Origin of the sequence: Leclercia tamurae (assembly GCF_025566055.1) — a bacterium.
Classification (GTDB): domain Bacteria; phylum Pseudomonadota; class Gammaproteobacteria; order Enterobacterales; family Enterobacteriaceae; genus Enterobacter; species Enterobacter tamurae.
The window spans coordinates 58450-77688 of the sequence record NZ_JAMHKS010000072.1 but is presented as its reverse complement, the minus strand read 5'-3'; the positions used below and the strand labels follow the sequence as shown (position 1 = coordinate 77688).

18 protein-coding genes and 1 tRNA gene are annotated in these 19239 nt (G+C 56.7%); 10 read left to right on the top strand and 9 right to left on the bottom strand.

Features of this window, described 5'->3' with window-relative positions:
- Positions 1-96: 96 nt before the first annotated feature.
- Entirely contained in the window at positions 97-819 is a 723-nt protein-coding gene (gene lpxH, locus M8318_RS10630) for a UDP-2,3-diacylglucosamine diphosphatase (RefSeq protein ID WP_262662484.1), read from the bottom strand.
- Between the two features lie 3 nt (positions 820-822).
- Positions 823-1317, bottom strand: a complete 495-nt coding sequence (ppiB, locus tag M8318_RS10625) for a peptidylprolyl isomerase B (protein WP_106992224.1) — start codon at positions 1315-1317, stop codon at positions 823-825.
- 173 nt (positions 1318-1490) lie between these two features.
- On the opposite strand from ppiB, the gene cysS reads away from it, so the two are divergent.
- Entirely contained in the window at positions 1491-2876 is a 1386-nt protein-coding gene (cysS, locus tag M8318_RS10620) for a cysteine--tRNA ligase (RefSeq protein WP_106992225.1), read from the top strand.
- An 86-nt stretch (positions 2877-2962) separates the two neighbouring features.
- Here cysS and M8318_RS10615 read toward each other — a convergent pair whose 3' ends face one another.
- From M8318_RS10615 to folD, 5 genes are all read right to left on the bottom strand, one after another.
- The gene (locus tag M8318_RS10615; protein WP_106992226.1) at positions 2963-3484 is read right to left on the bottom strand and encodes a metal-dependent hydrolase; all 522 of its coding nucleotides are present in this window, start codon (positions 3482-3484) and stop codon (positions 2963-2965) included.
- 72 nt (positions 3485-3556) lie between these two features.
- The gene (gene malI, locus M8318_RS10610) at positions 3557-4573 is read right to left on the bottom strand and encodes a Mal regulon transcriptional regulator MalI (protein ID WP_262662481.1); all 1017 of its coding nucleotides are present in this window, start codon (positions 4571-4573) and stop codon (positions 3557-3559) included.
- A gap of 73 nt (positions 4574-4646) precedes the next feature.
- On the bottom strand, positions 4647-6146 hold the full coding sequence (locus M8318_RS10605; RefSeq protein WP_262662479.1) for a PTS transporter subunit EIIC: 1500 nt from the start codon (positions 6144-6146) through the stop codon (positions 4647-4649).
- 237 nt (positions 6147-6383) lie between these two features.
- Positions 6384-6596 (bottom strand): ribosome-associated protein YbcJ, encoded by a 213-nt coding sequence (gene ybcJ / locus M8318_RS10600; RefSeq protein ID WP_023334767.1) that lies wholly within the window; start codon positions 6594-6596, stop codon positions 6384-6386.
- Position 6597: 1 nt separating this feature from the next.
- The gene (gene folD, locus M8318_RS10595) at positions 6598-7464 is read right to left on the bottom strand and encodes a bifunctional methylenetetrahydrofolate dehydrogenase/methenyltetrahydrofolate cyclohydrolase FolD (RefSeq protein WP_262662477.1); all 867 of its coding nucleotides are present in this window, start codon (positions 7462-7464) and stop codon (positions 6598-6600) included.
- Positions 7465-7783: 319 nt separating this feature from the next.
- Here folD and fimA point away from each other — a divergent pair, with 319 nt between their 5' ends.
- The 5 genes from fimA to sfmF all read left to right on the top strand — a co-directional run bounded on the left by fimA (position 7784) and on the right by sfmF (position 13252).
- Positions 7784-8344: a type 1 fimbrial major subunit FimA gene (gene fimA / locus M8318_RS10590; RefSeq protein WP_262662476.1), complete on the top strand. Its 561-nt coding sequence runs from the start codon at positions 7784-7786 to the stop codon at positions 8342-8344.
- A 105-nt stretch (positions 8345-8449) separates the two neighbouring features.
- Positions 8450-9142: a type 1 fimbria chaperone FimC gene (gene fimC / locus M8318_RS10585; RefSeq protein ID WP_262662475.1), complete on the top strand. Its 693-nt coding sequence runs from the start codon at positions 8450-8452 to the stop codon at positions 9140-9142.
- 14 nt (positions 9143-9156) lie between these two features.
- A complete protein-coding gene (locus M8318_RS10580) occupies positions 9157-11721 on the top strand; it encodes a fimbrial biogenesis usher protein (RefSeq protein ID WP_262662474.1) in 2565 nt (854 codons plus the stop codon).
- A complete protein-coding gene (gene fimH, locus M8318_RS10575; protein WP_262662473.1) occupies positions 11714-12721 on the top strand; it encodes a type 1 fimbria D-mannose specific adhesin FimH in 1008 nt (335 codons plus the stop codon). Before M8318_RS10580 ends, fimH begins: the two co-directional genes overlap by 8 nt.
- 9 nt (positions 12722-12730) lie before the next feature.
- Positions 12731-13252 carry a fimbria assembly protein gene (gene sfmF, locus M8318_RS10570; RefSeq protein WP_262662472.1) on the top strand — a complete coding sequence of 174 codons (522 nt, stop codon included), beginning with the start codon at positions 12731-12733 and terminating at the stop codon, positions 13250-13252.
- A gap of 48 nt (positions 13253-13300) precedes the next feature.
- Here the strand turns inward: sfmF and fimZ are convergent, their stop codons facing one another.
- Both fimZ and M8318_RS10560 read right to left on the bottom strand, forming a co-directional pair.
- On the bottom strand, positions 13301-13933 hold the full coding sequence (gene fimZ, locus M8318_RS10565; RefSeq protein WP_262662471.1) for a fimbria biosynthesis transcriptional regulator FimZ: 633 nt from the start codon (positions 13931-13933) through the stop codon (positions 13301-13303).
- A gap of 670 nt (positions 13934-14603) precedes the next feature.
- Complete coding sequence (locus M8318_RS10560; RefSeq protein WP_262662470.1) at positions 14604-15311, bottom strand: response regulator; 708 nt, start codon at positions 15309-15311, stop codon at positions 14604-14606.
- A gap of 359 nt (positions 15312-15670) precedes the next feature.
- Between M8318_RS10560 and M8318_RS10555 the strand changes: the two genes are divergently transcribed.
- From M8318_RS10555 to napA, 4 genes are all read left to right on the top strand, one after another.
- Positions 15671-15747: transfer RNA gene (locus M8318_RS10555), tRNA-Arg, on the top strand.
- A 259-nt stretch (positions 15748-16006) separates the two neighbouring features.
- Positions 16007-16531 carry a ferredoxin-type protein NapF gene (gene napF / locus M8318_RS10550; RefSeq protein ID WP_262662469.1) on the top strand — a complete coding sequence of 175 codons (525 nt, stop codon included), beginning with the start codon at positions 16007-16009 and terminating at the stop codon, positions 16529-16531.
- Complete coding sequence (napD, locus tag M8318_RS10545) at positions 16488-16751, top strand: chaperone NapD (RefSeq protein ID WP_262662468.1); 264 nt, start codon at positions 16488-16490, stop codon at positions 16749-16751. The genes napF and napD overlap by 44 nt, the downstream gene beginning before the upstream one ends.
- On the top strand, positions 16748-19234 hold the full coding sequence (gene napA / locus M8318_RS10540; RefSeq protein WP_262662466.1) for a nitrate reductase catalytic subunit NapA: 2487 nt from the start codon (positions 16748-16750) through the stop codon (positions 19232-19234). The genes napD and napA overlap by 4 nt, the downstream gene beginning before the upstream one ends.
- Positions 19235-19239 lie beyond the last annotated feature (5 nt).

The window sequence follows — 19239 nt, the reverse complement described above, 5'->3', positions numbered from 1 at the left end:
GATGTGAGTAATCATAGGCCGACCAGAGTGTGATTAAAATCAAAACAATTTGCCGATACTATTCAAAAAAATTGAATGATTTTCAGGGGGGGGGATTCAGAACGGGAAAGCAATCAGCTCCACGCCTTCGGGCGTGACCTTGATCATCGAGCCTTCGGTGTGCCAGGCCCCTAGCACCACGCGGTGAGCGGGCTCGCCGTTGACGGTCAGATCGTGCACGTCCGGGCGATGGGTATGGCCGTGGATCAGCCACTGCACCTGATGTTTCTCCATCACGCTGACGACCGCCTGCGGGTTAACGTCCATGATGGTCATCGATTTGCTGCTGTTGGCGGCTTTACTGCCGGCGCGCATCTTCGCCGCAATGCGGCTGCGGATAAACAGCGGCAGGGCGAGAAACAGGGTCTGGATCCAGGGGGTATGCACTTTGGCGCGGAACGCCAGATAGCCAGTATCGTCGGTGCAGAGGGTGTCGCCATGCATAATCAGCACGCGGCGGCCATACAGGTCGAGGACGGTCTCTTCCGCCAGCAGAGTCATGCCGCTTTCACGGGCAAAACGCTTGCCGATCAGAAAGTCGCGATTGCCGTGGATAAAGAAGCAGGGGACGCCGGAATCAACCAGCGTTTTAAGCGCACTCGCTATTTCGCGGTGCAGCGGGTTGGGATCGTCGTCGCCAATCCAGGCTTCGAACAGATCCCCGAGGATGTAGAGCGCGTCGGCGTGACGGGCTTCACCCTGTAAAAAACGCAGAAAACCGGCGGTGATCGCCGGTTCTTCTGTTTGCAGATGCAGATCTGCAATAAAGAGTGTCGCCACGAATTATTCGCTGACGGTCACGCTTGTGATCACTACGTCTTCTTTTGGAACGTCCTGGTGCATACCGCTGCGGCCGGTAGAAACGCCTTTGATCTTCTCAACAACGTCCATGCCTTCAACCACTTCTGCGAACACGCAGTAGCCCCAACCCTGCAGGCTTTCGCCAGAGAAGTTCAGGAAGTCGTTGTCTGCCACGTTGATGAAGAACTGCGCGGTTGCAGAGTGCGGAGCCTGAGTACGGGCCATTGCCAGCGTACCACGGGTGTTTTTCAGACCGTTGTTGGCTTCGTTTTTGATTGCCGCTTTGGTCTCTTTCTGGTTCATGCCAGGCTCAAAACCGCCGCCCTGAATCATGAAACCGTTAATAACACGGTGGAAAATGGTGTTGTTGTAGAAACCTTCGCGGCAGTAGTCCAGGAAGTTTTTAACTGTTTCAGGCGCTTTGTCATCAAAGGTCTTGATTACGATATCGCCATGATTAGTGTGGAAAGTAACCATTTTTGCATCCTGTTCCGTTTATAGTGGTGCTTCGACCCCGCGGGGGGCCACAATAAGCGCTTGTTATAGCATAACCTCACGGCGCGATCACCTTGCATTGTGTGCTGCTTCGCGTTTGAATTACGGGTAGAATACGCGGTTTTCACCCACACACGTCTCACATGGAATCTTCGATGTTAAAAATCTTCAACACACTGACGCGCCAAAAAGAGGAATTCAAACCTATTCATGCCGGGGAAGTCGGCATGTACGTGTGTGGTATTACCGTTTACGATCTCTGTCATATCGGCCATGGCCGTACCTTCGTCGCCTTCGACGTGGTGTCACGCTATCTGCGTTTCCTCGGGTACAACCTTAAGTATGTACGCAATATCACCGATATCGACGACAAAATTATCAAGCGTGCTAACGAGAACGGCGAAAACTTCGTCGCATTAGTCGACCGCATGATTGCCGAAATGCACAAGGATTTTGACGCGCTGAATATCTTGCGCCCGGACCTCGAGCCGCGTGCCACGCACCATATCCCTGAGATCATTGAGATCACCGAACAGCTGATTGCCAAAGGTCACGCCTACGTGGCGGACAACGGCGACGTGATGTTCGACGTCCCGACCGATCCGCACTACGGCCAGCTCTCCCGTCAGGACCTGGATCAGCTTCAGGCCGGGGCGCGCGTGGACGTGGTGGACGTGAAGCGCAACCCGATGGACTTCGTGCTGTGGAAGATGTCCAAAGAGGGCGAGCCAAGCTGGCCATCGCCGTGGGGCGCGGGCCGTCCGGGCTGGCACATCGAATGTTCGGCCATGAACTGCAAACAGTTGGGTAATCACTTCGATATTCACGGCGGCGGTTCAGATCTGATGTTCCCGCACCATGAAAACGAAATTGCCCAGTCCACCTGCGCCCACGACGGCGAGTATGTGAACTACTGGATGCACTCCGGGATGGTGATGATTGACCGCGAGAAGATGTCCAAATCGCTGGGCAACTTTTTCACCGTGCGCGACGTGCTGAAGTATTACGATGCCGAAACCATCCGCTACTTCCTGATGTCCGGCCACTATCGCAGCCAGCTGAACTACAGCGAAGAGAACCTCAAGCAGGCGCGTTCCGCCCTGGAGCGTCTGTACACCGCCCTGCGCGGGACCGACACTTCCGTGGCCGCAGCCGGTGGCGAGGCGTTCGAAGCCCGCTTTGTCGAGGCGATGAACGACGACTTCAACACCCCGGAAGCCTACTCGGCGCTGTTTGATATGGCCCGTGAAGTGAACCGTCTGAAAGGCGAAGATGCCCATGCCGCTAACGCGCTGGCCTCCCATATGCGTAAGCTGGCTGGCGTGCTGGGTCTGCTGGAGCAGGAGCCGGAAGTGTTCCTCCAGAGCGGTGCTCAGGCGGATGATGGCGAAGTGGCGGAGATTGAAGCGCTGATCAAAGCCCGTCTGGAAGCCCGTCAGGCGAAAGACTGGGCCGCAGCTGATGCCGCGCGAAACCGTCTCACCGAGATGGGGATCATCCTGGAGGATGGCCCGCAGGGCACCACCTGGCGCCGTAAATAAGTCCGTAATGCCCGGCGGCGCGATGCTTGCCGGGCCTACAAAAGCACGAACGTAGGCCGGGTAAGCGCAGCGCCACCCGGTTTTTTTTACCGCCGCCGCCACCACAACAACCCCATCAGCACCACCCCCGGCAACCACACCCACAGCAGTTCCGAAAGAATCACCTGATGCCCGTAAGGTGTGGTGTAGCGCGACAGCGCAAAGGGCGCGACCTTGATCACCTGCCAGGGCGCAAAAAAGCGTTCATCCGACCACGGCCACAGCCAGCCGACTCCTTTCCCGCCCGTCGTCACCGAGTCCAGCAGGCTGTGCGACAGCAGCGATACGGTTAAAAACAGCCAGCAGCGCACCAGGCCAGCCCTGAACCATCGTCGGGCGACTAACACGCAGAGTAACGGCACTACAAAAGCGAACAGCAGGGAGTGGGTAAAGCCGCGATGACCAAAAATATTGCCGTAGGCGACACCGAACTTAAACGACAGCACGTCGGCATCCGGCAGCATGGCGAGGACAATCCCGGCAAACAGCAGGCGAGGGGGAATAACCCGGGTGCCCAGCCCTAAGCCCAGGCAAATCGGTACCGCGGCGTGGGTAATGATGGTTGGCATAACAATTATCCATGGCAAATCATGGAAATATAGCAGAGCGCAGCTAAACGCAGAGCCGGGCGTAAATCTGAATTATGCCGATTCCCGGGCGATCAGCTGCCCCGACAGGGTAATGCGCTGGGTTTGCAGTTCAGGCTCTTTCAGCTTGCGGATCATCAGCCCCGCCGCCTGACGACCCGTCTCTTCGCTGGCGGAGGAGACATAGGTAAAGGACGGAGAGGTAAGGTTGACGTGCAGCATATCCTCAAACCCCACCAGCGCCACCTGCTGGGTCAGGAACACATCTTTCCCCACCGTGCGGCCGACGTGATGAATGCCGGAGATAGAACCGATCATCGCATCCGGCGAATGGCAGAGCAGGGCGGTGATGGTGTTGTTTTTCTCCAGCAGTTGCCGGGTAGCGAAACTCACCGCCCGCGTATCGTCGCTGCAGGCGGGAGCGGATTCATCCCGGAACACCAGCCCGTTTTGCGTCATCGCGCTGCGAAAACCGAGCAGACGCTGCTCGCGGATCAGATCGCCTTCCCTGCCGCCGAGATAGGCGATATGGCGATGGCCGCGCTCAATCAGATAGCGGGTGGCCAGATGCGCCGCCTGGCGGTTATCGCGCATCACCAGATTGCAGGTTTCATCCAGCAGCGACTGCGACACCGCCACCAGCGGCAGCGGACACTGACGGATCAATTCCGGCAGGGTGGCATGGCGGGTGTCAGACGCCAGGTAGATCACCCCGGCGACGCCCTGCTGCTTAAAGGAGAGCAGGCAGCGCTCCAGGTGCTCGCCATCGTTCAGCGGCTGGCCGAGAAAAACCATATAACCCTGCTTCTCAAGCTCCTGGACGATGCTCGCCATCACCTTGATGGAAAAGCTGTCGCTGAAGTCACGCAGGATCAGACCGATAAGATTAGAGGTATTGGCGCGGAGGTTGGCAGCGGCGACGTTATGCACGTAGCCCAGGGCGGTGATGGCGGCGTTGACTTTGTCGATCGTCGCCCCGGAGATCTTTCCTTTCTGACGCAGGACCAGCGAGACGGTGGAGACGGAAACCCCTGCCTCTCTGGCGACATCAATGATGCTGACCTTCTTCACATCTTCTCCCTGAAATGCCTGATAAGACAACGTCTCCCGTAAGATACAGGAGACGTGTCGGTCAGGCAGCTTATTATTTACCGATCATGGTGGACATGGTCTGGGCGATAAACTGCGCCCGGGCGCCAAAGATAACCTGAATGCCGGAGTCGCCGACGAAGACCACGCCGCGTGCGCCGAGGCCGTTCAGACCGTCTTTATCCACCATCTCGCTCTTCGCCACTTCCAGACGCAGACGGGTGATGCAGGAGCCGACGGAGTCGATGTTCTGCGCCCCGCCCAGCAGGCCGATAATCTCGGTGGCAATCTCCGTGTCCGTTTTGTCATTCGCATTGGCGGTGACTTCGGTGCGGCCCGGCGTTTTCACGTCGAAACGACGGATCACGAAGCGGAAGGTGAAGTAGTAAATCAGCGCCATCGGGATCCCGATGATAATGGCGTTGAGGAAGTTGGTCTGGTAGCCGTTAAACGACGGCAGGATCCCGAACGACAGGTAGTCGATAAAGCCGGCAGAGAAGGATTTGGCGATATGCGCATGCATCAGGTACATGGTCATGTACGCCAGGCCCGCCATGATGGCGTTAAAGACGTAGAGGATCGGCGCCACGAAGATAAAGGTGAACTCTACCGGCTCGGTGATCCCGGTCAGGAAGCAGGTGAGTGCGGCAGAGAACAGGATCCCGGCGGCGATCTTTTTGTTTTTGGTGTGCGCTTCGTGGTACATCGCCAGACAGGCCGCAGGCAGCGCGAACAGCATCAGCGGGAACTCGCCCTGCATGAACTTACCGGCGTTCTGGTAGGTGTCGCTGCTGAAGGATTTGGTGCCTTCTTCCAGCATTTTGAACCAGATAGTCTGGTCGCCGTGGATCACCTGGCCCGCCTGGGTGGTGTAATCCCCGAACGAATACCAGAACGACGGATACCAGATGTGGTGCAGACCCAGCGGGATCAGCGCACGCTCCACCAGACCAAAGATAAAGGTCGATGCCGCCTGGTTATCGCCGTTAACCACTACCGACAGGGCGTCGATACCGGCCTGGATATGTTGCCAGATGTACGGCAGCAGCAGGCCCATCAGGAACGACAGGAACGCCGTGGCAATGGCGACAAAACGCTTCCCGGAGAAGAAGCCAAGGAATTCCGGCAACTGCATGGTGTGAAAGCGGTTATAACACCAGGCAGCGAGGATACCGCACAGCAGGCCGCCAAAGACCCCCATCTGCAGCGTCGGGATGCCCACCACCATGGCGTATTTCCCGCCCTGGGAGGCCATCTCCGGCGTAATGCCGAGTACGGTGCCGATGGTAATGTTGGTGACAAACACCGCCACCGCCGCCGACAGCGCCGCGATCCCGGATTCAGATGCCAGCCCGACGGCCGAACCGATGGCAAACAGCATCGGCAGGTTATCAAAAATGACGCCGCCCGCGTTCATCATCAGCGGCAGGTGGAACTTATCCCCGAAGGCCAACAGCAGGCCTGCAGCGGGAAGCAGTGAGATCGGCAGCATTAAGGCGCGACCAATCATCGATAATTTCGACAACGATTTAACAAACCCTGATATCAGACTCATGCTGATTTCCCCCGAGTAGCGCTTTTTTAGGCGCTGTTATTGTAAGTAGAACGTTTTAGTAGAACGTTCTACTTATCGTGGGGAAAGTCTGAAAATCGCGCAACTTAATTTTCACATTTCAACAGATGAAATAGTGATTATTTGAAGTTGATCGATAATTAACCGCGATGGATGTGGGGGATTGGAGAAGAGGGGTTGTAGGCCCGGCAAGCGAAGCGCCGCCGGGCATCAGACGGCTCAGGCGGTAACCGTTACGCTCTGACCTTCAAAACTTACCGTCTGACCTGCAACAATCTTGCAGCGCTTGCGGGTCTCAACCACGCCATCCACTTTAACCAGACCGTCGGCAATGACGATCTTGGCCTGGGCGCCGCTCTCGCTCCAGCCTTCCAGCTTCAGCAGATCGCACAGCTCAACGTGCGGGTGTTTACCTAATGAAAAAGTGGCCATCTTACGCTTCCTCTACGTCGTGATACTCAACGCACGCCTGCAAAGTATTCTGAATCAGTGTAGCGACGGTCATCGGACCAACGCCGCCCGGAACCGGGGTGATATAAGAGGCGCGGGCAGCGGCATCGTCGTACACCACATCGCCTACCACTTTGCCGCTCTCCAGACGGTTAATCCCCACGTCCACGACAATCGCCCCTTCTTTGATCCACTCACCCGGAATAAAGCCCGGTTTGCCTACGGCCACGATCAGCAGGTCGGCATTTTCGACGTGCTGACGCAGATTTTTGGTGAAGCGGTGGGTGACGGTGGTGGTGCAGCCAGCCAGCAGCAACTCCATGCTCATCGGGCGACCCACGATATTGGATGCGCCAATCACCACGGCGTTCAGGCCGTAGGTGTCGATGTTATAACGCTCCAGCAGCGTAACGATGCCGCGCGGGGTGCACGGACGCAGGCGCGGCGCACGCTGGCACAGACGGCCAACGTTGTACGGATGGAAACCGTCCACGTCTTTGTCTGGCGCAATACGTTCCAGCACCTTCACGTTGTCGATGCCCGCAGGCAGCGGCAGTTGGACCAGAATGCCGTCGATCGCGTCATCGGCGTTCAGGGTATCAATCAGCTCCAGCAGCTCTGCTTCGGAAGTGGTTTCCGGCAGATCGTATGAGCGGGAGAGAAAGCCCACCTCTTCACAAGCTTTACGCTTGCTGCCGACATAAATTTGCGATGCCGGGTTGCTGCCGACCAGCACAACGGCCAGCCCGGGGGCGCGTTTTCCGGCCGCTGTACGCGCCTTCACTTTTTCCGCAACCTCAGAGCGCACCTGCTGCGCAATCGTTTTACCGTCAATAATCTTTGCTGCCATCAGAGAGAAGATTCCATCTGTAAGGTATGAAAGGGGGATTGCGCATATTTTGTCAGAAGCGAGGGCTGATGTCAGTCACACTTTGCGAGATTTCACCATTCCCCTGCCGCGCCCCCCGATAACCCCGCATTCTGGATGGGTACTTTCTTAGGCGATTTTAGGAGGTAACCGGGTTAACTGGCAGTATTTGGGCATATTCACCGCTTTATTCCTGGGCTACTTTAGCCACGTCCAAAATAATGCATCAATTATGCAAGTGATAGTCACCCTACTTTCCGGTTGCCATCGGGAAGGGCTTTTTACATTTAAAGGAAAACCTATGAATTTAACTTCTATTTCAGCGGCTGTGGTTGCTACTCTGGTATTAATGTCTGGCGCAGTCTGGGCTGAAGATCCGCCAGCGGTTTCGGTTAATGGCGGCACCGTGCATTTTAAAGGTGAATTAGTCAACGCGGCCTGTGCAGTAAATACCAAATCTGCCGATCAGATTGTTTATCTGGGGCAGTACCGGACGGCGAAATTTACCAAAGTGGGCGACACCACGGTAAATATCCCGTTTACCATTCAACTGAACGACTGCGATCCGGCGGTGGCGAAAACCGCGTCCGTGGCCTTTACCGGTCAGATTGATGCCACTGACGACACCCTGCTGGCAGTCTCTTCCGGCAGCAACGACAACGCGGCGAAAGGCGTGGGCATTGAAATCCTCGACAATAAATCCAGCACGCTGACCCCGGATGGCGCCAGCTTCTCTGCGGCCCAGGCGCTGATTGAAGGCTCCAACACCCTGAACTTTGCCGCACGTTATAAAGCGACCGCGGCGACCACCCAACCCGGCCAGGCAAACGCCGACGCAACCTTCGTGATGAAGTACGAATAATAGCGCGTCAGGTCTCAGGGATGAGACCTTTTACCTTGTGTCTGGCTAACGTTTATTTCTGACGACATACAGATCTGTAAATATTTTATTAAAGGTAACCTGGTGATGAACCTGATCGTTAAATCGGGCGCGGTTGTTTATTTTGTTTATAGCCTTATATCCGGGGTCGCCTGTGCATCGGGGGGGATTGCTCTGGGGGCCACCCGGGTTATTTATCCGGCAGAGGCGCAGCAGACCTCCCTTGCAATGACCAACAGCAATAAGCAAGAGCGCTATTTAATTAATGCCTGGATTGAAAACGAGCAGGGAAAAAAAGAAAAAACCTTCGCCGTGACGCCACCGCTGTTTGTCAGCGAGCCGAACAGTGAGAACACCTTGCGGATTATTTACGCCGGACCGCCGCTGCCCGACGATCGCGAATCGCTCTTTTTTATGAACGTGAAGGCGATCCCGTCGGTGAATAAAGCCAGTCTGGAAGGCAAAAACGTCCTGCAGCTGGCGATTTTGTCGCGGATCAAGCTCTTCGTGCGGCCAGCCAGACTAGAGATGCCGCCGGAGGAAGGCCTGTCGCACCTGCGCTTTGCGCGCGCAGGCAACTACCTGAAGGTGAGTAATGCCTCACCTTATTACATCACGCTGGTCAATATTCAGCTCGGCGGGCAGAAACTGGATAACCTGATGATCGCCCCAAAAAATCACGCCATGCAGGCGATCCCGGCCGGGGCCAGCGGCAGCCTCTCCTGGCAGAGCGTTAACGACTATGGCGCGATTACGCCAGCCCGCAGTGTCAGCCTGTGAGCAGAGGCAGGATCATGACGCACGCGCGAGGATGTTATTGCCCGATGGCAGTGGCCCTGATAACCACGATCTGGTCACCGCTGAGCCAGAGCGAAAGCTACTTTAACCCGGCTTTTTTAACCGACGGCACGGCCAATGTCGCGGATTTGTCGCGTTTCGAGCAGGGCCACCAGCAGGCACCGGGCACGTACCGCGTTGACGTCTGGCGTAACGATGAGTTTATCGGCACCCTGGATATACCTTTTGAGGCAGCAGAAGAGGACTCACCGCCGCCTGCCGGCGGGCTGACACCCTGTATTACCCGCGCCATGCTGGAGCGGATGGGGGTGAATGTGCCCGCGTTCCCGGCGCTGGCAACGGTGGCGGCAGGGCACTGTATCCCGCTGAAAACGGCCATTCCGGGCAGTGAAATTGACTTTAATTTTGCATCGCTACGTCTGAACATCAGCCTGCCGCAGGTGGCGATGCACAACAGCGCCCGCGGCTACATTCCTCCGGACCAGTGGGATCAGGGCATCCCGGCGATGCTGTTGAACTACAGCTTCAGTGGCAACCGGGGAACTGACGATGACAGCTATTATCTGAACCTGCAAAGCGGGCTGAATTATGGAGCCTGGCGACTGCGTAACACCGGCTCGTGGCGGGATACCCACAGCAACGGCAGTCGGCATACCGAATGGCAAAACATTGGCACCTGGGTGCAGCGCACGATCATTCCCCTGAAAAGCGAGCTGGTGGTGGGCGACAGCAACACCGGGAACGATGTCTTTGACAGCGTGGGTTTTCGCGGGGGACGACTGTACTCCTCCGACAGCATGTACCCCGACAGCATGCAGGGCTATGCCCCCACGGTGCGGGGCATCGCGCGAACGCCGGCCAAAGTGGTTATCCGTCAAAACGGGTACGTAATCTATCAAAGCTATGTCCAGGCCGGGGCCTTTGCCATCGCCGACCTGAACCCGACCTCATCAAGCGGCGATCTTGACGTCACGGTGGAAGAGAACGACAGCAGCCAGCAACGCTACACCGTGCCGTACTCAACCGTGCCGCTGCTGCAGCGTGAAGGTCGCCTGAAATATGATCTGGTTGCCGGAGATTACCGCAGCGGTAACCGCGACCAGGAGTCACCCTCCTTCGCCCAGGGGACGCTGATTGCGGGTCTTACGAAGGGCTACACGCTTTACGGCGGCACACAGCTCGCCGCACGTTACACGGCGCTGGCCCTTGGGGCGGGTAAAAATCTCGGCGACTGGGGAGCCCTCTCGCTCGATATCACCCACGCCCGCAGCCAGCTGGCGGACGACAGCCGCCACGAAGGGCAATCCCTGCGCTTCCTGTATGCCAAATCGTTGAACACCCTGGGGACACACCTCCAGCTGCTGGGTTATCGCTACTCAACCACCGGGTTTTACACCCTCGATGACGTGGCATGGCGCACGATGGAGCGCTATCAATATGGCGATGACAGCGACCATGACGGCGTGCCGGATGTGCAGAGTTATCACAACCTGGCGTGGAATAAAAAAGGGCGCCTGCAGGTCAATATTTCTCAGTCGCTGGGGGATTACGGCTCAGTGTATCTCTCCGGCAGCGAACAGACCTGGTGGGGAAACCGCGACGCCAGCGTCTGGTATCAGCTCGGCTATGCTGGCGGCATCCGGGGGGTGAGCTACTCCGTCTCCTGGTCGTGGAACCAGGCCGCGGAGATCGGTGGTACCGACAACATTGTTTCCCTGAATGTGTCGGTTCCGTTCAGCCTGTTTACCGGCCAGGGTTTTCGCCGCGACAGCGCGTGGGATCGTGCCTGGGCCACAGCCTCGGCGAGTCGTAGCCGTGGGGGCGATACCAGCGTGCAAACCGGCATCAGCGGCACGCTCCTGGACCAGCACAACCTGAGCTACAGCCTGACCCAGGGCCACAACAGTCACACCGGTGGCAGCGGTAGCGCCGGTGCCAACTGGCAGGCCACTTACGGCTCACTGGGGGCCGGGTATAACTACTCCCGCCAGCAGCACGATCTCAACTGGCAGGTGTCGGGCGGTGTGGTGGGGCATGCAGATGGTGTCACCTTAAGCCAGCCGCTGGGGGATACCAATGTGCTGATCAAAGCCCCGGGAGCATCGGGCGTCAGTATCGAGAACCAGACCGGGGTGAAAACCGACTGGCGCGGTTACGCGGTGATGCCTTACGCCACGGTGTATCGCTACAACCGCGTTGCGCTGAATACCAACACCATGAGCACCAGCACCGACATTGAAAACAACGTCAGCAGCGTGGTGCCTACTAAAGGCGCGCTGGTGCGTGCCAGCTTTGATACTCGCATCGGCGTGCGTGCTTTGCTGACCGTGAACCACGCCAGCCAGCCGGTGCCGTTTGGTGCCGTCGTGCGTGAGAGCAAAACGGGCGTCACCAGTATGGCGGGGGAGGACGGGCAGATTTACCTGAGCGGCCTGCAGCTTAGCGGTGAGCTGTTAATTCAGTGGGGCGAAGGCGCGAATGCACAGTGTCGCGCGCCCTACACGCTGCCGGAAAAGAGCCTGCAACAGGCGATCACGCTTAAGGAGATCCGCTGTGATTAATACCCGCTGCCTGCTGATGCCGCTGCTGGCATTGCTGCCCGCCGCACAGGCGCTGGCGAGCGTATGCGCCAACGAAACGGGCGTGCCGACGGATATCTTTTACGATCTGTCGGATACCTTTACCCATTCCAATAACCAGCCGGGGCAAATCGTCACCCTCAGCGAAAAATCCCAGTGGGTGGGCGTCAAGGCGATCTGCCCAAAAGGGACGACGGGAACCACCACCCTGCGCAGCTATGTCACGGATTTCCCGATCACCACAACGATGGATAACTACAAGTATTTGCGACTGAATGAGTATCTCGAGGGGGCGATGAAAATTACCGACAGCTATGCCGGCGTCTTTTATCCCCCGCAAAACTATATCCAGATGGGCAGCCATCCAAACGTGCCGAAGAACCAGGCCTTTCCGGTGCAAGATTCCAGCCTGATCTTCCGCCTGAAAGTGACGCGGCGGTTTATCAATATGGTGGTGATCCCGCGTGCAACGATGTTCCGCGTCTACGTCACGACAACCTCCTCCGACCCGTTCAGTACGCCGGTTTATACCCTCTCCTATAGCGGCACTATTCAGGTGCCGCAGAGCTGCGCGATCAACGTCGGGCAGATCGTGGAATTTGATTTCGGTGATATCGGCGCCTCGCTGTTTAGCAAAGCAGGGGCCGGAAACCGGCCTGAAGGGGTCTCGGCGCAGAGCAAAACTCTGGCCATCAAATGCACCAACGTCGAGGCCAACGCCTGGCTAACCCTGCGCATCGAGGCGGAAAAAGCCTCCGGCAGCATGCTGGTGTCCGATAACCCGGATGTGGGGTTTATGGTGGCGAATGCGTCCGGTACTCCGCTCACACCCAACCATCCCGGCAGCCTGATCCCGTTCCGTCTGGATGATAACGCCTCAGCGCAGGTGGGGATTATGGCGTGGCCGGTCAGTATCACCGGCCATAAACCGGCGGAAGGGCGCTTTACCTCGCGCGGCTATTTGCGCGTGGATTATCAGTAAGGAGACAACATGCGTACAGGGATCACGGGGGGGCTGGTCGCCGCTGCGCTGTGGCTGCCACACGCTCAGGCGGATTCGCCTCTGGGGCACATCAATATTCAGCTCTACGGCAACATTGTGGATTTTACGTGCGTGGCAGAAGGCAGTGACAGCAACAAAACGGTGCAGCTGGGTCGCTGGCCGACCCGACAGCTCAGTACCACGGGCAGCCGCACGCAGGCGATACCTTTTACCCTGAAGCTCACGGGCTGTCCGCCAGGGGCCGCGTCAGTCACCTTTTCTGGCATCGCGGATGCCAGTGATAACCAACTGCTGGCCCTGAATGATGCCAGCCAGGCTCGCTCGGTGGCGGTGGAAATTCTTGATGGGACCAAAACGCGTCTGCCGCTTCAGCAGGCCAGTCGCAAAGTGACTGTGGATGCGGCAGGAAATGCGGAGCTGGCGTTTTATGCCAACTATATTGCCACGGCTAACAATCCTCAGCCGGGGCGTGCCGACGCAGATGCGACTTTTATGATTAATTACTATTAAACGAGAAGCCTCCCTGAAACATTATGGTGTGACAGGGAGGGGCTTTATTTAAAGCAGTTCATGATCTTTGGCATAATCAATAAGTTCAACAATACTCTGCACGCCTAATTTCATATAGATATTTGACTTGTGGGCGCTAATTGTTTTATTGCTCAGTAATAATTGTGCAGCAATTTCTTTGTTCGATAATCCATTTGCCAGATAACGTAATACCGTGACTTCCCGGTTGGATAACGGCATGTCGGTCGGATTCCCTTTCCGCGTAGTTGAATGGTTTATAAGATTTAGCGTATCGGCAGGGAAGAATGAATATCCCCCAAGCAGCATCTGCACGGCATTATAGATATCACCCAGATCTTTTCGCTTGCTGACAAAGCCATTGGCCCCGGCACGCATGGCTCGCCCGGCATAAAAGGATTCTGATTTCGACGACAAGAACAGCACTTTAATTTTATTATTTAATTTTTTGATTCTTTTCAATAAGGTAAATCCATCCATTCCCGGAAGGTCAATATCAAGGATCACCATATCGACTGGGTGATGACGGATATGATCGAGGGCTTCATGGCAGTCTCCCGATTTAAGCGTGATGACAATGTTTTTATTTTTCTGTAGCAGGACTTCTATCGACATTCTGACAATAGGGTGTTCGTCCATAATGATGACGGATGCCGGTTTCATTGTTATGCCTCAGATTGTTTAAGCGCGGGTAAGCCGGAAGGATAGTTCTTATTCCCTGGAAAGAGCGAAAGCATCCTTGTTTACGTCATACTAAAAAGAGTCCCGCAGCGCAGTGACTGAAAAGAAATTAACCAGGTAAATGAAATTGTATTTTTCATTCACGGCTGGAATATGACTTAGTATACCTTTTAACGGTTGTGCGAAAAGTCTGAAGATTGACTTCATCCGGTTTCTCAACATGATCTTCTGGATAATTTAAGTGAATATTTTAAAAAGAGGCTAAATATCCACTAATTCTCATTTGCATGGATTATCGTGATTTTCTCATAATAAAAATAATACAACCCTCTGATTGTTAATTTTTTGTGATGGTCGCTGGCACCCGTAAAACGTTCCTCATGCCGGGATCGCAGGATCGTCTGCATGCCATTCAGTGCCCCAGGGCGAGGAATGCTGAAGTAATTTGTTTTACATCATTATCATAATATTAACCGACTCAACCAAACCTTAACGACTGAGCAAAAATGTTGCAATGCGCCCGTCGGTCGGGATTTAACGTTGCTGAAAGGGGAAATTAGGAATAGTTGCTATTGTTTGTAAGTTGTTAAATTAATGCATAAAACTCACAACAACGCCTCAGTCATCTCGTAACGATCCAGGGGATAACGTGTTAACCGGCCAGGCGATGCAACAGGTGCAGCAGCGCCTGGCGGCGATGCAGGCCGAGCTTATCAATGATGCGCCCCACCCGGTAGACGATGCGGCTGTAAGGGCGATCGCACAGGCACGCAATGTTGCGTAACGACTCCCCACAGGTTAACAGGCGCAGAATGGCCCACTCCTCCCGTGTAAACCGCTCCCCGCCAGAGGTGACGGGGCGATGGTTGCGGGAGAGCTTCTGCTGAAGCAGGGCGGAAGAGGACTGGCGTTCAATGAGGTTAAACGGACCGGCAGCCCGGCAAAAAAGCCGTTGGTCGACATCATCCGCACGCACCAACAGATGGACCGGCGTGTAGGGGGGATACAGCCTCAGCCTGCGCAGGCTGTCGAGCGTATCCATCAGGGGCAGCGTCCGGCACTCCATATCAACCACCAGCCTTGCCGAGGGCCACTGCTGGATAGCGCTTATTGCAGGCGTAAGGGTGTCGAACTGACGGCAGTGGTTCAGTGGGAAGGGACCAGCCTGTAACCCGGTACAGAGAAAACGATCGTTGGTGACCAGCACCAGCCAGGGGGCATCTGTTTTACGGCGCTGATTGATGGACTGGCTCAGGTAAACAAGGCGGTCAAAAAAGGGCGCACTGAAGGGGGGGTGTGCGAAACCTATAGAATCACTTCCCGTGCGACGCCGTCGGTAGCGGCGTACATTGATGCGCATATCATCCCTCTGCTGTTTGAGAAGCTGAGCGCAACAGTCGGATCAGGCCATTTTTTGGCAGAGCAGAAAAGCATGCGGCACCCACTTCACTATCCTGGTGTGTTCCGGCATACGGGCACCGGAACATCGCGGGTAGTGTGCGGGCAAACGGGGGGCGAAAATAGCAGGCGCGGCTTAATTATGGCTAAGGCATTTCGTAGTTATTCGGTGTGCGCCATGGCGAAAAAACAGACGTCTTCCTTCAGGAACCGCGGGCAACAGGATATAAGAGAAGCGATCGCGCCAAAAGGCATTGACTCATCAGACATTGACCGTATAATTCCAGGCGTTTCACCACCTCGCACTACACGCATTTCCATGCGCCCTTAGCTCAGTTGGATAGAGCAACGGCCTTCTAAGCCGTAGGTCAAAGGTTCGAATCCTTTAGGGCGTACCATTTAAGTCTGTCAGTTACCCCTTCATCCCTGGTTATCTGTAAAAAAGCTGCCGTTTTCAATGGACTGCCCTGTGCTGGCCTGCGTTCAGCCGACTAACCCGCTACTTTGTTGATCTACCTACCGCATTTACCTCCATTGGGGTATGCACCTCTAACACATCCTGAAATATCTTATCTGCAAAAATAACCACGCACAGACAGTGCGGTTTTTATTGTCGCTTCGCCATCCAGGCAAGTGTCGTTATGGAAGGGCGGTGTCATGGTTGATCTCTCCCGTCGGGGCGTGCTGACAGGCAGATGGCGTCACGCCAACAGCGGGATCCGTCCACCCTGGAGCGGGGAAGCAGAACGCTTTTTTGCCCAGTGCACCCGCTGCGACGCCTGCATCCAGGCCTGTGAAAACCACATTCTTGAACGCGGCCAGGGGGGCTATCCGACCGTCAATTTCCAGTTGGGCGAATGCAGCTTCTGCGCGGCCTGCGCGCAGGTCTGTCCTGAGTCACTCTTTCTTACGCGCCACACCAGGGCCTGGGATCTGATTTTTACCGTCGGGGCACATTGCCTCGCCTATCAGTCCGTTGAGTGTCATCGCTGTCAGGACAGCTGCGAGCCCATGGCGATCGGGTTTCGTCCCGGGCTGTCAGGCATTTATCAGCCGCAGCTCAATCATCAGGCATGTAACGGATGCGGGGCCTGTGTCGCCAGCTGCCCGGTATTGGCCATTAACGCGGAGTATCCCCATGCACACCAGCTGGCAAGTCTGCAGCCTGATTGTTCAGGCTAAACCTCAGCACATCAGCACCCTCAGCGCCCGGTTGAGTGACTTTGCTGGCTGCGAGGTCGCCCTCAGCGACAGGGAGAGCGGTCAGATGATCGTGGTGGTCGAGGCGGAACACCACGACACGCTAATGCAAACAATTGAGTCGGTACGCAACGTTACGGACGTACTGGCGGTGTCGCTGGTTTATCACCAGCAGGATGAGCAAGGTGAGGAAACACCATGAAACTCAGTCGTCGTAGCTTTATGAAAGCTAACGCCGTTGCGGCCGCTGCGGCGGCTGCCGGGCTAAGCGTGCCGGGCGTGGCCCGGGCGGTTGTGGGGCAGCAGGAAGCCATCAAGTGGGATAAAGCGCCATGCCGTTTTTGCGGTACCGGCTGTGGCGTGCTGGTGGGGACCCAGCAGGGGCGGATTGTGGCCTGTCAGGGCGATCCGGAAGCGCCGGTTAACCGCGGCCTGAACTGCATTAAGGGCTACTTCCTGCCCAAAATCATGTACGGAAAGGATCGCTTAACCCAGCCGCTGCTGCGCATGAAGGAGGGCCAGTACCATAAAGAGGGTGAGTTTACCCCTATCAGCTGGGAACAGGCCTTCGATGTGATGGAAGAGAAGTTCAAAACCGCGCTGAAAGAGAAGGGCCCCGAGTCCATCGGCATGTTCGGTTCCGGCCAGTGGACTATCTGGGAAGGCTATGCCGCCGCCAAGCTGTTTAAAGCCGGGTTCCGCTCCAACAACATCGATCCGAACGCGCGTCACTGCATGGCGTCGGCGGTGGTGGGCTTTATGCGTACCTTTGGGATGGATGAGCCGATGGGCTGCTATGACGATATTGAGCAGACCGACGCCTTCGTCCTGTGGGGCGCTAACATGGCGGAGATGCACCCGATCCTCTGGTCGCGCATCACCAACCGCCGCCTGTCGGACCCGAACGTCACCGTCGCCGTACTCTCCACCTTCCAGCACCGCAGCTTTGAGCTGGCGGATAACGGCATGATCTTCACCCCGCAAACCGACCTGGTGATCCTCAACTATATCGCCAACTACATCATTCAAAACGACGCGATTAATCAGGATTTCTTCAGCAAGCACGTCAACCTGCGCAAAGGGGTCACGGATATCGGCTACGGCCTGCGTCCAACCCATCCGCTGGAAAAAGCGGCGAAAAACCCGGGGTCGGATGCCTCCGAGCCGATGAGCTTTGAGGACTACAAAGCCTTCGTGGCGGAGTACAGCCTGGATAAAACCGCGGAAATGACCGGCGTGCCGAAGGATCAGCTGGAAGCGCTGGCGAAGCTGTATGCCGATCCGAACAAGAAGGTCATCTCCTACTGGACGATGGGCTTCAACCAGCATACCCGCGGCGTGTGGGCCAACAATCTGGTCTACAACATCCACCTGCTGACCGGCAAAATTGCCCAGCCGGGCTGCGGGCCGTTCTCCCTGACGGGCCAGCCTTCCGCCTGCGGCACCGCCCGTGAAGTGGGTACCTTCGCCCACCGTCTGCCGGCGGACATGGTCGTTACCAACGACAAGCACCGTGCGATCTGCGAGCAGCAGTGGCAGATCCCCGCCGGAACCATTCCGGCGAAAGTGGGGCTGCACGCCGTGGCCCAGGACCGCGCCCTGAAGGACGGTAAGCTGAACGTCTACTGGACGATGTGCACCAACAACATGCAGGCCGGGCCGAACATTAACGAAGAGCGCATGCCGGGCTGGCGCGATCCGCGCAACTTTATCATCGTCTCCGACCCGTACCCGACCGTCAGCGCCCTTGCCGCAGACCTGATCCTGCCTACCGCGATGTGGGTTGAGAAAGAGGGCGCCTACGGCAACGCGGAACGTCGCACCCAGTTCTGGCGTCAGCAGATTAAAGCCCCGGGCGAGGCCAAATCCGACCTCTGGCAGTTGGTGGAATTTGCGCGCCGCTTTAAAACCGACGAGGTCTGGCCGGAAGAACTGTTGGCGCAGAAGCCGGAGCTGCGCGGCAAAACCCTGTTCGAGGTGCTGTTTGCCACCCCTGCGGTGACGAAGTTCCCGCTGAGCGAGATGGCGGAAGACCAGTTGAACGACGAATCCCGCGAGCTGGGTTTCTATCTGCAGAAAGGGCTGTTTGAAGAGTACGCCTGGTTTGGTCGCGGTCACGGTCACGATCTGGCCCCGTTCGATGAGTACCACAAGGCGCGCGGATTGCGCTGGCCGGTGGTGGACGGGAAAGAGACCCAGTGGCGCTACAGCGAAGGCCATGACCCGTACGTCAAAGCGGGCGAGGGCTATAAGTTCTACGGCAAGCCGGATGGCAAAGCGGTGATCTTCGCCCTGCCGTTCGAACCGGCCGCCGAAGCGCCGGACGCCGAGTTCGACCTCTGGCTCTCCACCGGCCGCGTGCTGGAGCACTGGCACACCGGCAGCATGACGCGCCGCGTGCCTGAGCTGCACCGCGCCTTCCCGGAAGCGGTGCTGTTTATTCACCCGCTGGATGCCAAAGCGCGAGATCTGCGTCGCGGTGAAAAGGTGAGAGTGATCTCCCGCCGGGGTGAAGTGATGTCTATTGTCGAAACCCGGGGCCGGAACCGTCCTCCGCAGGGACTGGTCTATATGCCGTTCTTCGACGCCGCGCAGATGGTCAATAACCTGACCCTCGACGCGACGGATCCGCTCTCCAAAGAGACGGATTTCAAGAAGTGCGCCGTTAAGCTGGCGAAGGTGTAATTGCG

Bases quoted from the DNA above. Each gene is read 5' to 3' on its own strand.
- ppiB (WP_106992224.1), bottom strand. From the start codon at position 1,317: ATGGTTACTTTCCACACTAATCATGGCGATATCGTAATCAAGACCTTT.
- cysS (WP_106992225.1), top strand. From the start codon at position 1,491: ATGTTAAAAATCTTCAACACACTGACGCGCCAAAAAGAGGAATTCAAA.
- M8318_RS10615 (WP_106992226.1), bottom strand. From the start codon at position 3,484: ATGCCAACCATCATTACCCACGCCGCGGTACCGATTTGCCTGGGCTTA.
- M8318_RS10605 (WP_262662479.1), bottom strand. From the start codon at position 6,146: ATGAGTCTGATATCAGGGTTTGTTAAATCGTTGTCGAAATTATCGATG.
- ybcJ (WP_023334767.1), bottom strand. From the start codon at position 6,596: ATGGCCACTTTTTCATTAGGTAAACACCCGCACGTTGAGCTGTGCGAT.
- folD (WP_262662477.1), bottom strand. From the start codon at position 7,464: ATGGCAGCAAAGATTATTGACGGTAAAACGATTGCGCAGCAGGTGCGC.
- fimA (WP_262662476.1), top strand. From the start codon at position 7,784: ATGAATTTAACTTCTATTTCAGCGGCTGTGGTTGCTACTCTGGTATTA.
- fimC (WP_262662475.1), top strand. From the start codon at position 8,450: ATGAACCTGATCGTTAAATCGGGCGCGGTTGTTTATTTTGTTTATAGC.
- M8318_RS10580 (WP_262662474.1), top strand. From the start codon at position 9,157: ATGACGCACGCGCGAGGATGTTATTGCCCGATGGCAGTGGCCCTGATA.
- sfmF (WP_262662472.1), top strand. From the start codon at position 12,731: ATGCGTACAGGGATCACGGGGGGGCTGGTCGCCGCTGCGCTGTGGCTG.
- fimZ (WP_262662471.1), bottom strand. From the start codon at position 13,933: ATGAAACCGGCATCCGTCATCATTATGGACGAACACCCTATTGTCAGA.
- M8318_RS10560 (WP_262662470.1), bottom strand. From the start codon at position 15,311: ATGCGCATCAATGTACGCCGCTACCGACGGCGTCGCACGGGAAGTGAT.
- napF (WP_262662469.1), top strand. From the start codon at position 16,007: ATGGTTGATCTCTCCCGTCGGGGCGTGCTGACAGGCAGATGGCGTCAC.
- napD (WP_262662468.1), top strand. From the start codon at position 16,488: ATGCACACCAGCTGGCAAGTCTGCAGCCTGATTGTTCAGGCTAAACCT.
- napA (WP_262662466.1), top strand. From the start codon at position 16,748: ATGAAACTCAGTCGTCGTAGCTTTATGAAAGCTAACGCCGTTGCGGCC.